Consider the following 14,331-nt stretch of genomic DNA (forward strand, 5'->3'; position numbering starts at 1 on the left):
CATGGATATCGCGCGCACCCCCTCCAATCCCGACGGAAATCCGGAAATGGCCGACGCTGCCGTCGATCCCAAGAATCCGCCCGAAATCCGGCGCGAGGATTATCGGCCCTTTCCCTGGATCGTGTCGGAGACGCGGCTCAACTTCGACCTCGGCATCGACTGCACACGGGTGCGCTCCACCCTCACGATCGCGCGCAATGCCAAGGCCGACCGTTCGGCGACCATCCGGCTCAATGGCGACGGGATCGAGGCAACCAGCGTCACCGTCGATGGCGAACCGACGCAAAGCTGGGTGATGGATGGGGATGATCTCGTGTTGACACTTCCGGGCGATGCCCACGAGATTGGTATCGAGACCGAAATCGACCCCAGTGCCAATTCGCAGCTTATGGGGCTCTACGCCTCCAGCGGCATGCTGTGCACGCAGTGCGAGGCAGAGGGCTTTCGCCGGATCACCTTCTTTCCCGATCGGCCCGACGTGCTGAGCACTTACAGCGTGCGGATGAGCGGCTCCAAGGATCGGTTCCCGGTACTGCTGTGCAACGGGAACCGGGTGGCGACCGGCGAGGAGGGCGATACCCATTGGGCCGAATGGCACGATCCCTGGCCCAAGCCGTCCTATCTCTTCGCGCTGGTGGCGGGCGATCTCGTCGCGCGCAGCGCCAGCTTCACCACGATGGGCGGCCGCGAGGTAGAGTTGAATGTCTGGGTGCGCGAAGGCGACCTCGATCGCACCGAACACGCCATGGAAAGCCTCAAACGCTCGATGAAGTGGGACGAGGAGGTGTTCGGGCGCGAATACGATCTCGACCTGTTCAACATCGTCGCCGTGAGCGATTTCAACATGGGGGCGATGGAGAACAAGGGCCTCAATATCTTCAACACCAAATACGTCCTCGCCGACCCCGAAACCGCCACCGATGGCGATTATGACGGGGTCGAGGGCGTTATTGGGCATGAATACTTTCACAATTGGTCGGGCAATCGCATTACCTGCCGGGACTGGTTCCAGCTGAGCCTGAAAGAAGGTTTCACCGTGCTGCGCGACCAGTTGTTCAGCGCCGATATGGGGAGCGAGCCGGTCAAGCGGATCGAGGATGTGCGGATTCTGCGCGGGGTGCAATTTCCGGAGGATTCGGGGCCGCTGGCACATCCGATCCGCCCCGATTCCTACCGCGAGATCAGCAATTTCTACACCGCGACCGTCTATAACAAGGGCGCCGAGGTGATCCGCATGATGCGCACCATGGCCGGCGAGGAGCGCTTCCGCGAAGGGACCGATCTTTACTTCGACCGCCACGATGGAGCGGCGGCGACTTGCGAAGACTTCGTCAGCTCGATCGAGGACGGCGCGGCACTAGATCTCACTCGGTTCCGCCGCTGGTATTCGCAGGCCGGAACGCCCAGGGTCGGCGTGACACTGGAGCACGAGGGTGAAACGGCCAGGCTCACGCTGACGCAGACCGTTCCCGCCACTCCAGGCCAGAGCGAAAAGCAGCCGATGCCCATCCCGCTCAAGCTCGCTCTGTTCGATCGTGCAAGCGGTGCGCATAGGGGGGAAGAGCTTGTGATTCTCGACGAGGATCGCGTCGAGGTGACGTTCGATGGCTTTACCGAAAAGCCGATCCTGTCGATCAACCGGACGTTCTCGGCGCCGGTGACGATCGAGCGGGACGTATCGCGCGAAGAGCTGGTTTTTCTTGCGGAAAAGGATGACGATCCCTTCGCCCGCTACGAGGCCATGCAGGAACTGATGACCGGGCATCTCGTCGCGGATGTGACGGACGGCCTCGATAACGATGAGCGCGAGGCGGCGTGTGAAGATATCGCGCGGGCCATGCGGTCGGTGTTGGAGGACGACCAGCTCGACGATCTGATGCGCGGTGAGCTCTTGATGATGCCGGGTGCGACATATGTCGCCGAACAGATGTTGGTGGCGGATCCGGGGCGCATTCATGCCCGGCGCGAGACGCTCAAAGCCGATCTCGGAACACGGCTGGCGGGGTCCTTGCAGGAACTATACGCCCGCACGGAGAACATGCCGTTCTCGCTCGACGCGGGGGCGAAGGGGGCACGCAAGGTGAAGACCCTGGCGCTCGCCTATATCGCCGCCAGCGATCCCGCCAAGGCGGTCGAGCTGGCAGCCCGCCAATACGATCGCGCGGACAATATGACCGATCGGCAGGGCGCGTTGATGGTGCTGGCCGGGCTCGATAGCGCCGAGCGTACCGGCAAATTGCTCGATTTTTACAATCGCTATCAGAATAATGCGCTGGTGATCGACAAATGGTTCGCGATCCAGGCAGGCTCGTTGCATCCGCGGGCGATCGAGCATGTGAAGGCACTGCGCGACCATCCCGATTTCACGCTGAAGAATCCCAACCGCGTGCGCTCGCTCTATATGGCCTTCGCCGCCAATCCTGCCGCCTTCCATGCCGAGGACGGCGAGGGCTACGCGATGATCGCCGATCTTATTCTCGAACTCGACCCGATCAATGCGCAGACGGCTGCTCGCTTCGTCCCGCCGCTGGGACGCTGGCGGCGTATCGAGGAAAAACGCGCGAAACTGATGCGCGAGGCGCTCGAACGGATCGCCGCCGCGCCCAAGCTGTCGCGCGACACGTTCGAACAGGTCGCCCGTTCTCTAGGGCGGGGCTGAATGGCGGAGATACTGAAAGCAGGCCTGCTGCAGGCGATCCCGCACGGGTTCTCGACCGCTGTCGGGCTCGATGTCGGCGAGATTCTTCCGCGCGCGCCGCTGGTTCGGCTTGAGCAGGTGCATTCCAACACGGTGTATCACGTCGCGGAGCCGTGGCGGGAGCGGCCCGAGGGCGATGCCTTGTGCACGGATCGGCCCGGCCTTGTGCTCGGCATCGTCACCGCCGACTGCGCGCCGGTGTTGTTCGCCGATCCGGAGGCAGGGGTTGTGGGCGCGGCGCATGCCGGCTGGCGCGGGGCACGATCCGGCGTTCTGGAGAATACGGTCGAGGCGATGATCTCGCTCGGTGCGCGTCGTGACCTTATCCGCGCGGCGATCGGTCCGACTATCGCGCAGGCAAGTTACGAGGTCGATCACCAATTCCGCGAACAATTCGGGGACGGGGACGAGCAATTCTTCGCAGTCGGCCGCCCAGGCCGCTACCAGTTCGATCTGCCTGCCTATGTCGCGCACCGCTTGCAGGCCGCGGGTGTCCTCAGGATCGAGGACCTCGCCGAGGACACCTATACGCAGCCCGACCGTTTCTTCTCGTTCCGCCGCGCAACCCATCGCGCGGAAGCGGATGAGGGGCGGCAGCTCAGCGTCATTGCTGTGCCCGCCTGAGCCTCCCCCACGCAATGCGTATGGGCCGACAGGCACTCCCGCATAGGGGCGCCAATTCCCAGGCTCTTGCATGCCAGTGCACAATGCTTGCCAAAATGGCGGTTGGCAACCTGTCGCATAGCGGCTAGAGGCGCCTCCAAACCGGGCACGTTGGGGGCTTCCGCGCGCGTATTATTTCGTCGGGCGCTCCGGCCTTTATCGCTGACCGGGATGGATTCGCACATCGCGTCGAACCCCGAGAGGGCAGAGGCGCACTACCAAAGCAGGCAAGGCAAAGCGCTGATGGCAGACACGGCTGCAACCGCAACACACGAAACGGCAGGCGAGACACAAGATGGTATCCGCCGCCGCGATTTTCTAGACATCGCTGCGGTCAGTGCCGCCGGTATCGGTGGTCTGGCAGTGGTCTATCCGCTGGTCAGCCAAATGGCGCCTTCGAGGGACGTTCTGGCTGCCAGCACGACCGAGGTCGATGTCTCGGCGGTCGAGCCGGGGCAAGCGATCAAGGCGGTGTTCCGCAAGCAGCCCCTGTTCATCCGTCGTTTGACCGCGCAGGAAATCGCCGAAGCCAATGCGCGCCCGCTTTCGTCGCTGCGCGATCCCGAAACACTGGCCGACCGTACCAAGGAAGGCCGCGAGGACATGCTGGTTACCATGGGCGTCTGCACCCACCTCGGCTGTGTGCCGCTGGGTGCGGCCGAAGGCGAGGTGAAGGGCGAGTTCGGCGGTTATTTCTGCCCTTGCCACGGTTCGCATTACGACACCGCCGGTCGCATCATCAAGGGTCCGGCGCCGACCAATCTCGAAGTGCCGGAATACGAGTTCACCTCGGACACCGTCATCCAGGTCGGCTGAGCTTAGAGAGAAGAGACGAAACGATGAGCTTTCCCTGGGCCAAGGAATACACCCCGACCAATCCGGTCATGAAGTTCTTCGACGAGAAGCTGCCATTGCCGCGTCTCGTCTACGACGCGGTCGGCGCGGGCTATCCGGTTCCGCGCAACCTGTCCTATTTCTGGAATTTCGGCGTTCTCGCTGGATTTTTCTTGGTGGTGCAGATTGTCACCGGCGTCGTCCTGGCGATGCACTATGCAGCTAACGCGCAGGTTGCCTTCGCCACGACCGAACACATCATGCGCGATGTCAACTGGGGCTGGCTGATGCGCTATGCCCATGCCAATGGCGCGAGCTTCTTCTTCATCGTCGTCTATCTCCACATCTTCCGCGGCTTCTTCTACAGTTCGTACAAGGCCCCGCGCGAGATGATCTGGCTACTCGGCGTCGTGATCTTCCTGCTCATGATGGCGACCGCCTTCATGGGGTACGTCCTTCCCTGGGGGCAGATGAGCTTCTGGGGTGCCAAGGTCATCACGGGTCTGTTCGGCGCGATCCCGCTGGTCGGCGAGCCGATCCAGATCTGGCTGCTCGGCGGCTTCGCCCCCGACAACGCTGCCCTGAACCGGTTCTTCAGCCTGCACTTCCTGCTGCCCTTCGTGATCGCCGCCGTCGTGATCCTGCACGTCTGGGCGCTGCACATTCCGGGGTCGTCGAACCCGACCGGTGTCGAAGTGAAGCAGGAAAGCGATACGCTGCCCTTCCACCCGTACTACACGGCGAAGGACGGCTTCGGTCTCGGCGTCGCGCTGCTGCTGTTCTTCGCGATGGTGTTCTTCCTGCCCAACGCGCTCGGCCATCCGGACAACTATATCGAGGCGAACCCGCTCTCGACCCCGGCGCACATCGTGCCCGAATGGTATTTCTGGCCGTTCTACGCGATCTTGCGCGCTTTCACGGTCGACTTCCTGTTCATCCCCGCCAAGCTGCTCGGCGTGATCGCGATGTTCGGCTCGATCCTGATCTGGTTCTTCCTGCCCTGGCTCGACAAGTCGCCGGTGCGCAGTGGCCATTACCGGCCGCTGTTCCGCAAGTTCTTCTGGTTCGGCCTTATTCCCGCGATGATCGTTCTGTTCATCTGCGGCGGTGCCCCGGCGGAAGAGCCCTATGTGATGCTCAGCCAGATCGCGACGGCTTACTACTTCCTGCACTTCCTGGTGATCCTCCCGATTGTCAGCCAGATCGAGAAGCCCGAACCGCTGCCCTATTCGATCACCGAAGCCGTGCTTGGCGAAGACAAGCAGGCGGTGCTCGGCGAAAACGCAAAACCGGCCGTCTAAGCGAGAACGAGATAGAAAATGACCAAACTTCTCAGCGTCCGCCTCGTCGCCATTCTCGTCGGCCTCGGCTTCGCCCTGATCGCACTCTACTCCTTCGTTGTCGGAGCCTATGCCGCGATCACGGAGGAAGCCGCCGGACACGTTCCGTATGAAAAGCCGGAAGATATCGCCTATTCTTTTGACGGGCCGTTCGGCAAATGGGACATCCAGCAGCTTCAGCGCGGCTTCAAGGTCTATGACGAAGTCTGCGCCGCCTGCCACAGCCTCAAATATGTCGCTTTTCGCGACCTTGAGCAGATCGGGTACGACGAAGGCCAGGTGAAGGCCTTTGCCGCGTCGAAGCAGGTGCCGGGCATCGACCCGAACACCGGCGAAGCGACCATGCGCCCCGGCCTTCCGACCGATTATTTCCCGTCGCCCTATCCGAACAATGTCGCGGCGGCTGCAGCGAACAATAACGCCATCCCGCCCGATCTTTCCTTGATGACCAAGGCGCGCGGAGACGGCACGAACTATGTTGCGTCGCTGCTGGCCGGCTATTCCGAACCTTCGGCCGAACTGCTCGAAGAGCATCCCGAGGCGGCTCCGGGGCCGGGCCTTTATCACAACCCCTATTTCCCCAACCTCAACCTCGCCATGGCACCGCCGCTGACCACCGCCGGTCAGGTGACTTATGACGACGGCACCGAGGCGACCGTGCAGCAGATGTCCGAGGACGTCGCGGCCTTCCTGACCTGGACCGCCGAACCGACTCTTGTGGCGCGCAAGCAGACCGGCTGGCCGGTGCTGATCTTCCTGCTCTTCGCCACTGTGCTTGCCTATATGTCCAAGAAGCAGATCTGGGCTGCCGCAAAGCGCAAGGGCGACTGATCCCTCGGTCGACACGAATGACCAGCGCCCCTTGCGTCACATCGATGCAAGGGGCGCTTTCGATTCCGGGAGAGACGACATGACGCCCGCCGACCTGAAAACCTTGGTCAGGACCATTCCCGACTTTCCGAAAAAGGGCATCCAGTTTCGCGATATTACGACTCTGCTCGGTAACGGGCGGGGGTTTGCCGCGTCGGTCGAATGGCTGGCGGATGAGGTGCGCGGGGCCGAGGCCATCGCCGGAATGGAGGCACGCGGGTTCATTTTCGGAGCAGCAGTTTCTGCGCGGCTCGGCCTGCCCTTCTTGCCGATCCGCAAATCCGGCAAGCTCCCTTGTCAGGTGATTGGCGTGGATTACGAGCTCGAATACGGACTTGACCGTCTCGAGATGGATCCTCAATCCGTTTCCGATGGACAGCAGGTGGCGATTGTCGACGATTTGCTCGCGACGGGAGGTACCGCTCTGGCTGCGACCGCACTGCTTCGCAAGGCGGGTGCCCGGGTCAGCCGGGCGGCGTTCGTGATCGGCCTTCCCGATCTCGGTGGAAGCAAGCGCCTCGCCGATGAAGCAGTGGACGTCCGTGCCTTGATGGAATTCGCGGGCGATTGAGCTGTCCGAGCCGGGGCTGGATATATTCGCCGCTTCGGGCATTTATAGAACTCGCGCCTTGAGCAGCGGATCGTCGCTCAGTCGGGGAGGGGCATGGAACAGTCTTTAGTCATCGCGATGGTCGGCATATTGGGCATCGGCGCCCAATGGGTGGCCTGGCGCACCGGATGGCCGGCCATCGTTCTGATGTTGGCGGCGGGCTTCCTGGCCGGGCCGGTCCTCGGCCTGTTCGATCCCGAACATGCCTTTGGCGACCTGCTCGACCCGATGATAGCCATCGGTGTCGCCCTGATCCTGTTCGAAGGCGGCCTAAGCCTCGATTTTCGTGAATTACGCCATGCCGGCGACGGCGTCTGGCGTCTGGTACTGCTGGGCGGGCCGATTGCCTGGGTACTCGGCGCCTTCGCGGCGCACTCGATCGGCGGACTCGAATGGCCGGTCGCGATCCTGTTTGCAGGGATATTGGTGGTCACGGGGCCGACCGTCGTCATGCCGCTGCTGCGCCAGTCCTCGGTCAAGGCCCGACCGGCGGCGATTCTTAAATGGGAAGCAATTGTCAACGATCCCATCGGCGCGCTGTTCGCAGTCGTTTCCTACGAATATTTCCGTAAGGTGGCCGAAGCACCGGGCTCGGGCCTGATAGAGGTCGTCCCGCCCCTGGTCATTGCGGCGATTATCGCCGGTCTGATCGGATATGTCGCCGCTGCCGCCATCGCCTGGGCCTTTCCGCGCGGGGCCATTCCCGAATACCTCAAAGTGCCCGTCCTTCTGACATCGGTCATCGTGGTGTTCGTGCTCTCCAACCAGATCGAACATGAAGCCGGTCTGGTCGCGGTCACGGTCATGGGCATCGCTCTGGCGAATATGAACATCACGTCGATTCGGAGCATCCATCCGTTCAAGCAGAATATCGCCGTCCTGCTGATTTCGGGCATTTTCATTCTGTTGTCGGCCAGCCTCGAGTTCGAGGAACTGGCCTATCTCAACTGGAATTTCGGGCTGTTCCTGCTCGCGCTGCTCTTTCTCGTGCGCCCGGCAACCATTCTGCTCAGTCTGCTCGGCAGTTCTGTCCCGTGGAACGAGCGGCTGTTCCTCGCCTGGATCGCCCCGCGCGGTATCGTTCTCGTCGCTATCTCGGGTCTGTTTGCCCTGCGCCTTGAGGACATTGGGTACGATGGCACGGCCTTGATCGGTCTGAGCTTCGCAGTGGTGGTGGCAACGATCGTCGCCCATGGATTCACGATCGACCTTGTCGCACGCCTGCTCGACCTCAAGGGCAGCAAGCGGCCCGGCGTCATCATCGTCGGAAGCACGCCCTGGACGATCTCGCTCGCGCTGATGATGAAGGAACTGAAATCGCCGGTCATGATCGTCGATCCCAGTTGGCAACGCCTGGCTCTCGCACGTCAGAAAGGTCTGCCCTTTTATCACGGCGAAATTCTCAACGAGGCGACCGAGCACAATCTCGATCTGACCCCCTATGCGGTGCTGGTCGCCGCGACCGAGAACGAGGCCTATAACGCGCTGGTTTGTAACGAGTTCGCGTATGAAATCGGGCGCGATACGGTATTCCAGCTTGGCGACGCGGTCGACGATGACGACCGACATGCCCTGCCCAGCAGCATCCGCGGCCGCGCCCTTTTCGAATCGGGCTTCGGTGTCGAAGACGTCAACGAGCGGCTCGCGCGGGGCTGGGTCTTCCGCAAGACGAAGCTGTCGGAAGAATTCGATTTCGAGGCCGCGCAGGAACGCCTGCCCGACGCAGCGTCAATGTTGTTGCTGGTCCGTGAGAGCGGCACGCTCCGCTTCTTCACCCATGCGGCGCGGCCTGAACCGCGGGCAGGGGACATCATTGTCAGTTTCGCCCCGCCACAGGAACGCAGCGCCCAGGACGCTGCGGCGAAACGCGAGCGCAAGCGCAACAAGGCCGCCGAACAGGGGACATGATATGAACCACCGGCTGACAATCATCATCGCGATTGCTGCGGCATCGCTCGTTCTTTCGGCTTGCAGCGAGCAGCGCCCGGCGGACACCGACGCCGGGGATTCGGGGGATGCTGGCGAGAAGCGTTCGATCTTCAGGCCCGAATTCCAGGTCGAGCCGATCGAAACCCTGGACACGCTCGGCACTCTGGAAACACGGGTTTTGTTTCCAGACGGAGCCGAACTGACCGAGGATGCTCTCGCTGAACTGGCAACGGTCCTGGCGTCGCCTCAGATCGCCGAGGGCGGAGAAATCATTCTGCGGGGGCACAGCGACAGCGGAGGCAGCGATGACGGCAATCTGCGCGCCTCTCAGGCCCGGGCGGAGGCGGTGCGCGATTGGCTGGTCGAGAACGGGATAGAGAGCGAGAGGATCACGGTCATTGCATTCGGCGAACAAAACCCCGCTGCTCCCAATGCCTTGCCCGACGGCTCGCCCAATAAAGAGGGGCGGGCCGCCAATCGCCGTGTGGAAATAGAAGTGCGCAGCGAAGAACAGCCTGCTGAGGGCAAACAGCCTACGCTCGCCGAAAGCCTTGCTTCGGCCGGGGAAGAGGGTTCGGAAGAAGACCTCGAGACCGAAGAATAGCGTGTTGACGCCGACGTGTCTTCGATGGCATTGGCGCATCGCCCGAGCGGGTATAGCATAGTGGTAATGCTCCAGCCTTCCAAGCTGGCTAGAGGGGTTCGATTCCCCTTACCCGCTCCAAACTTCCGACCATAAACGAACGAAGCGACGCGCAGGGGTGCATGGCCCTATCGGTAGCGCAAGGCCGGGCGCAGCGGATGCCTTCCGCAGACAGCGCCCCGCACCCGGCCCTTGCCAAGCGAAGGGCGCCTGCCCGGAGGCACCCTGCTCGATAGACGTTCCAGCGGACTCGCGTTTATCCTTGGTGGCCATTGCCCGAGCGGCGGCCTGCAACCGGTTTCAGTCGACCGCCATATTGTCGATCAGGCGCGTTCCGCCGATCCGGGCGGCAACGAACAGCCGCGTTCCAGGAGCTGCAACGGTGGCGGGCACAAGATTGTCGCCCTGCCGCAATTCGGCGTAATCCACTGTATCGAAGCCGGAATCGATCAAACGCCGGGCGAGATCGGCCAGAACCGCTTTTGCTGCCTCTCCTCTTGAAAGGCGCGCAATTGTCTCGTGCATGGCGTGTGGCAGGACGGCCGCGATATTGCGCTGCTGGGTCGAAAGATAGGCGTTGCGACTGCTCATCGCGAGCCCGTCCGGCTCGCGTATGATGGGCACGCCGTAAATCGCATCGACATGAGGCGATGTAAGATCGAGATCGCGTGCCATCCGGCGAATAACCGCAAGCTGCTGCCAGTCCTTCTCGCCGAAAAAGGCCATGTCGGGGCGCACTTGATTGAAGAGCTTGCAGACCACGGTCGCGACACCGTCGAAATGGCCCGGCCGGTCAGCGCCGCACAAGCCATCGCTCACTCCCGCAACCGATATGTTGGTCGCATAGCCCTCGGGATAGACCTCACTCGGCGGCGGCGCCCAGAGCAGGGCAACCCCTTCCTTATCGAGCAGCTCCGAATCGCGCGCAAGCTGCCGGGGATAGGCATCGAGATCCTCATTCGCCCCGAACTGACGCGGATTGACGAAAATCGACACGGCGACATGGTCCGCAAGTCTGCGGGCCTCGCGCACCAGCGTCAGATGTCCTTCGTGCAAAGCGCCCATGGTCGGTACCAGCGCCAGCGACCCGGTCTTGCGCAAGGCGGCGGTGGCGCCGCGCAATTCGTTCAATGTCGTGATCGTGTCCAGCGCTCGCACTCCGCCAACGAAAAGGGCGGGGCGATCTGTGCCGCCCCGCCCCACTTCTTGCAAGCCGTCCGATATCAGCGCGCTTCGGGCGCCGCCGCCGCGGCATCGACCGGCAGGCCGCCAAGCTGCGTCACCAGATCGGTATAAGCGTTGAGATAGGCGAGCACGATGATCTGGCCGATCGCCGTATTCTCATAACTACCAAAGCCGCCCGCAGCACCGCCGCCCCCACCGAACAATCCGCCCCCGGCCGCCCAGCCGAGATCCTTCTTGCGGAAATATCCCTCGACCAGGGCTTCTTCCACCGTGGTGCGGGCATTCACCAGCGAAAGGACAACATTCGCTTCGCCTTTCTTGACCCGGATACCACCGGCGATCGCGCCTGCGGTCCGCCCGAACAGTCCGCCGACGACGCCGCCCAGCAGCCCGCCGCCGCCGCCCGAATTGCTGTTCGCGCTGACTATGTCGGGCTGGAGGAAGTAATCAGCCGTCCGGACCTGGCCCAAGCCCACATTCTGCCCATCCTGCAGCTCGCCCTGCTCCTGGAGCGCGCGTTCCATCGCCCGGCTCTGCATCGCGCGCCCGCGACTGACCATGGTGAAACAACCGGAGCGCTGGACAAATACACGAATGATCTGTTCGGGGCTGCCGAGATTGAGTTCGCGCCACCATTTGTCATCGGGCTCGACCACCGCGATGGCGCCGAGGTTCGTGTTGCAGCGCGGAATTTCCATTGTCGCGCGGTCCTGCGCCTTGCGGCCCGATGAGCGCCCTTGTGCGAGCACCGGCTCGGCCGCCATGCCTGTCATCGAAATTACAGCCAGAGCTGTGAAAAGTACCTTTTTCATTATCCGGGATCCCCCTCTGTGAACATTTCGCGGCGGTCGACCTGCTGTCGTTTCTCGCCGGTCAAATGCGACCCGGATGAGCTGCACAATATCAAAAGTTGCAATGCAGGCTAGTATACATCCGCCATTGTGGGAAAAACCAACGTGCGCCCCATGGCCCTGCGTTGCCGTGGAGCAGCGGGTTGGATAGGGACGAGCGCAGCATGATTTACACCGTCACATACCAATGATGTCCCGGCCGCACAGGATCGTGTTCGCCAACGAGAAGGGCGGAACGGGCAAATCCACCACGGCAGTGCATGTCGCGGTGGCGCTTGCCTATCGAGGTGCGAATGTCGCCGCGTTCGATCTCGATCATCGACAGCGCACGATGTGCCGCTATTTCGAAAACCGCGCCGAAACGATGCAGCGCCGCGGCATCGATCTGCCCACTGCCCGATGCCATGTCGTCGAAGGCATGAACGAAGCTGCGATGGAGAGATTTGTCGAGGAGCGGACTGCCGGTGCGGACTTCGTGGTCGTCGATACACCCGGCCGTGACGATCCATTGGCTCGCCATGCCGCCACGACGGCCGATACGCTGGTGACGCCGATGAATGACAGCTTTGTCGATTTCGATCTCATCGGACAGGTGGAAGGGGAAAGCTTCAAAGTCCGCAAACTGTCCTTCTATGCCGAGCTGATCTGGGAGGCGCGCATCAAGCGTAGCCGGACATCGATCGAGCAGAACCGCGCCCAGATGGATTGGGTCGTGGTGCGCAACCGCACCGGTTACACCGAGGCGCGCAATATGGGGCGGATCAACCAGGCTCTGGCCGAAATGTCCAAACGAGTCGGGTTCCGCGTGGCGAAAGGCCTGTCGGAGCGCGTCATTTATCGCGAGCTTTTCCCCTCGGGTCTTACTCTGCTCGACAAGGGGCATTTGGGCGATTTGGGAACCAGCCACCTCGTGGCGCGACAGGAGCTGCGCGGCCTGGTCGCCAGCTTGCGCCTGCCGGACAATACCGTCGAAATTGTTCCGGAAGCCGCACAGTGATCCGCCTGCTTGCCCTCGTCCTTCTGGTTTCGGTGGCCTGCCGCCTGATCTTCGGCAAATGGCCGTGGGAGTATCTGAGGGCACAAAGCGCAGCCGATCGCTCGCTTGCGCGTGCGCGCGCCATTCTCGACGTTTCCCGAAATGCGACCGCCGATGAAATTCGCGCGGCGCACCGTCGCATTGCTACAATAAATCACCCGGATAGAGGGGGTAGCAGCGCCACCTTGCAGGAAGCGAACGCGGCGCGCGATCTCTTGCTCGACCATCTTTCCCGTATTCGAACGGAGCGTTCCGAATGAGCCACAGATTTCACTCCACTATTTTGCGCGAATACGACATTCGGGGCATTATCGGAGAAACCCTTGGGGCGGAGGATGCGCGCGCGATCGGCCGGGGTTTCGGCTCGATGCTTGCCGAGGCGGGCGGCAAGAAGGTCGCGGTCGGCTATGACGGTCGGGTCAGCTCGCCCATGCTCGAACATGCCTTGATCGAAGGCCTGACCGCTTCGGGTATCGATGTGGCCCGGGTCGGCATGGGGGCGACGCCCATGCTCTATTATGCCGAGGCCTCAGCCGAGGACATTGATGGCGGCATCCAGATAACCGGCAGCCACAATCCCGCCAATTACAATGGCTTCAAGATGGTGTTTCAGGGCCGCCCCTTCTTTGGCGCGGATATCCAGGAACTCGGTCGCCGCGCTGCCGCGGGGGAATGGATCGATGGTGCGGGCCAGGTCGAGGAACGCGATGTCTTCGATGCGTATATCGACCGGATGCTCGAAGCGCTCGACGGCATCGATACCGCAGTGCTCGATCGCCTCAAGGTCGGTTGGGACGCGGGCAATGGCGCAGCGGGGCCGGCACTCGAAAGGCTCGCCGCGCGCCTTCCCGGTGAACACCACCTGCTCTACACCGATGTCGACGGCGATTTTCCCAATCATCATCCTGATCCTACGGTCGAGGAGAATCTGGAAGATCTGCGCGCGCTCGTCGTGGAGAAGTCGCTCGACTTCGGAGTGGCCTTCGACGGCGATGGCGATCGGATCGGCGCCATCGACGGTGAAGGGCGCGTGATATGGGGCGATCAGCTCCTGATGGTCTATGCCGAAGATCTGCTCGCGCGCCGCAAAGGCGTCACGATCATCGCCGACGTCAAGGCCAGTCGCGCCCTGTTCGACCATGTGGCGGCGCATGGTGGCAAACCGCTGATGTGGAAGACCGGCCACTCGCTAATTAAGTCCAAAATGAAGGAAACGGGATCGCCGCTGGCCGGGGAGATGAGCGGCCACGTGTTCTTCGCCGACGAATATTATGGGTATGACGACGCGCTCTATGCCGGTGTCCGCCTGATTGCTGCGGCCGCGCGGATCGGCAAGTCGGTGACCGAGCTGCGCAGCGCCATGCCGCCGATGGTCAATACGCCCGAAATGCGGTTTCAGGTCGACGAAAGCCGCAAGTTCGCCGCGATCGAGGAGATCGCCGCACGCATCGCCGCCAGCGATGCGGTTGCGGACACGACCGACGGGGTGCGTGTGACGACCGACGATGGGTGGTGGCTGCTGCGTGCCTCGAACACGCAGGATGTCCTCGTCGCGCGCGCGGAAAGCGAAAGCCAAGAAGGCCTCGACCGCTTGGTCGCGCAGATCGACGAGCAACTGGCCGCCTCGGGCCTCGAGCGTGGCGAAAGCGTCGGACACTGAATTTGTAAGGGA

The 14,331-nt window shown here is 62.4% G+C and carries 13 protein-coding genes and 1 tRNA gene; 12 read left to right on the plus strand and 2 right to left on the minus strand.

From position 1 onward, the window contains the following. The first annotated feature begins 1 nt into the window (after nucleotide 1). From pepN to L5849_RS10365, 9 genes are all read left to right on the plus strand, one after another. Nucleotides 2-2,659, plus strand: coding sequence for an aminopeptidase N (pepN, locus tag L5849_RS10325; protein WP_236925509.1), 2,658 nt, complete (start codon nucleotides 2-4; stop codon nucleotides 2,657-2,659). Continuing rightward, nucleotides 2,660-3,322, plus strand: a complete 663-nt coding sequence (gene pgeF, locus L5849_RS10330; RefSeq protein WP_236925510.1) for a peptidoglycan editing factor PgeF — start codon at nucleotides 2,660-2,662, stop codon at nucleotides 3,320-3,322. Between the two features lie 282 nt (nucleotides 3,323-3,604). Then, on the plus strand, nucleotides 3,605-4,177 hold the full coding sequence (gene petA, locus L5849_RS10335) for a ubiquinol-cytochrome c reductase iron-sulfur subunit (protein WP_236925511.1): 573 nt from the start codon (nucleotides 3,605-3,607) through the stop codon (nucleotides 4,175-4,177). Nucleotides 4,178-4,200: 23 nt separating this feature from the next. Continuing rightward, nucleotides 4,201-5,496 carry a cytochrome b/b6 gene (locus L5849_RS10340; protein ID WP_305040841.1) on the plus strand — a complete coding sequence of 432 codons (1,296 nt, stop codon included), beginning with the start codon at nucleotides 4,201-4,203 and terminating at the stop codon, nucleotides 5,494-5,496. An 18-nt stretch (nucleotides 5,497-5,514) separates the two neighbouring features. Continuing rightward, nucleotides 5,515-6,366 (plus strand): cytochrome c1, encoded by an 852-nt coding sequence (locus L5849_RS10345; RefSeq protein ID WP_236925512.1) that lies wholly within the window; start codon nucleotides 5,515-5,517, stop codon nucleotides 6,364-6,366. Between the two features lie 79 nt (nucleotides 6,367-6,445). Next, nucleotides 6,446-6,976 (plus strand): adenine phosphoribosyltransferase, encoded by a 531-nt coding sequence (locus L5849_RS10350; protein ID WP_236925513.1) that lies wholly within the window; start codon nucleotides 6,446-6,448, stop codon nucleotides 6,974-6,976. Nucleotides 6,977-7,069: 93 nt separating this feature from the next. Beyond that, on the plus strand, nucleotides 7,070-8,923 hold the full coding sequence (locus L5849_RS10355) for a sodium:proton antiporter (protein ID WP_115415653.1): 1,854 nt from the start codon (nucleotides 7,070-7,072) through the stop codon (nucleotides 8,921-8,923). A gap of 1 nt (nucleotide 8,924) precedes the next feature. Continuing rightward, nucleotides 8,925-9,548: an OmpA family protein gene (locus L5849_RS10360; protein ID WP_236925514.1), complete on the plus strand. Its 624-nt coding sequence runs from the start codon at nucleotides 8,925-8,927 to the stop codon at nucleotides 9,546-9,548. Nucleotides 9,549-9,594: 46 nt separating this feature from the next. Then, nucleotides 9,595-9,668, plus strand: a tRNA-Gly gene (locus tag L5849_RS10365). A gap of 219 nt (nucleotides 9,669-9,887) precedes the next feature. On the opposite strand, the gene panC is transcribed toward L5849_RS10365, so the two are convergent. After that, nucleotides 9,888-10,736 (minus strand): pantoate--beta-alanine ligase, encoded by an 849-nt coding sequence (gene panC, locus L5849_RS10370; protein ID WP_236925681.1) that lies wholly within the window; start codon nucleotides 10,734-10,736, stop codon nucleotides 9,888-9,890. A 74-nt stretch (nucleotides 10,737-10,810) separates the two neighbouring features. Next, nucleotides 10,811-11,584: a CsgG/HfaB family protein gene (locus L5849_RS10375; RefSeq protein ID WP_236925515.1), complete on the minus strand. Its 774-nt coding sequence runs from the start codon at nucleotides 11,582-11,584 to the stop codon at nucleotides 10,811-10,813. Nucleotides 11,585-11,810: 226 nt separating this feature from the next. Here L5849_RS10375 and L5849_RS10380 point away from each other — a divergent pair, with 226 nt between their 5' ends. Genes L5849_RS10380 through pgmG form a run of 3 tightly spaced genes read left to right on the plus strand, consistent with a single transcriptional unit; the run spans nucleotide 11,811 to nucleotide 14,319 of the window. Further along, nucleotides 11,811-12,620 carry a division plane positioning ATPase MipZ gene (locus tag L5849_RS10380; protein WP_370459224.1) on the plus strand — a complete coding sequence of 270 codons (810 nt, stop codon included), beginning with the start codon at nucleotides 11,811-11,813 and terminating at the stop codon, nucleotides 12,618-12,620. Beyond that, nucleotides 12,617-12,919: a DnaJ domain-containing protein gene (locus L5849_RS10385; RefSeq protein ID WP_236925516.1), complete on the plus strand. Its 303-nt coding sequence runs from the start codon at nucleotides 12,617-12,619 to the stop codon at nucleotides 12,917-12,919. The genes L5849_RS10380 and L5849_RS10385 overlap by 4 nt, the downstream gene beginning before the upstream one ends. Next, entirely contained in the window at nucleotides 12,916-14,319 is a 1,404-nt protein-coding gene (gene pgmG / locus L5849_RS10390; protein ID WP_115415657.1) for a phosphoglucomutase/phosphomannomutase PgmG, read from the plus strand. The genes L5849_RS10385 and pgmG overlap by 4 nt, the downstream gene beginning before the upstream one ends. The last annotated feature ends 12 nt before the right edge of the window (nucleotides 14,320-14,331 follow it).

It is taken from the genome of Erythrobacter sp. SN021 (genome assembly GCF_021864455.1).

Coding starts and splice junctions, on each gene's coding strand:
- pepN (WP_236925509.1), top strand. CDS start 2: ATGGATATCGCGCGCACCCCCTCCAATCCCGACGGAAATCCGGAAATG.
- pgeF (WP_236925510.1), top strand. CDS start 2,660: ATGGCGGAGATACTGAAAGCAGGCCTGCTGCAGGCGATCCCGCACGGG.
- petA (WP_236925511.1), top strand. CDS start 3,605: ATGGCAGACACGGCTGCAACCGCAACACACGAAACGGCAGGCGAGACA.
- L5849_RS10340 (WP_305040841.1), top strand. CDS start 4,201: ATGAGCTTTCCCTGGGCCAAGGAATACACCCCGACCAATCCGGTCATG.
- L5849_RS10345 (WP_236925512.1), top strand. CDS start 5,515: ATGACCAAACTTCTCAGCGTCCGCCTCGTCGCCATTCTCGTCGGCCTC.
- L5849_RS10350 (WP_236925513.1), top strand. CDS start 6,446: ATGACGCCCGCCGACCTGAAAACCTTGGTCAGGACCATTCCCGACTTT.
- L5849_RS10355 (WP_115415653.1), top strand. CDS start 7,070: ATGGAACAGTCTTTAGTCATCGCGATGGTCGGCATATTGGGCATCGGC.
- L5849_RS10360 (WP_236925514.1), top strand. CDS start 8,925: ATGAACCACCGGCTGACAATCATCATCGCGATTGCTGCGGCATCGCTC.
- L5849_RS10375 (WP_236925515.1), bottom strand. CDS start 11,584: ATGAAAAAGGTACTTTTCACAGCTCTGGCTGTAATTTCGATGACAGGC.
- L5849_RS10380 (WP_370459224.1), top strand. CDS start 11,811: ATGATGTCCCGGCCGCACAGGATCGTGTTCGCCAACGAGAAGGGCGGA.
- pgmG (WP_115415657.1), top strand. CDS start 12,916: ATGAGCCACAGATTTCACTCCACTATTTTGCGCGAATACGACATTCGG.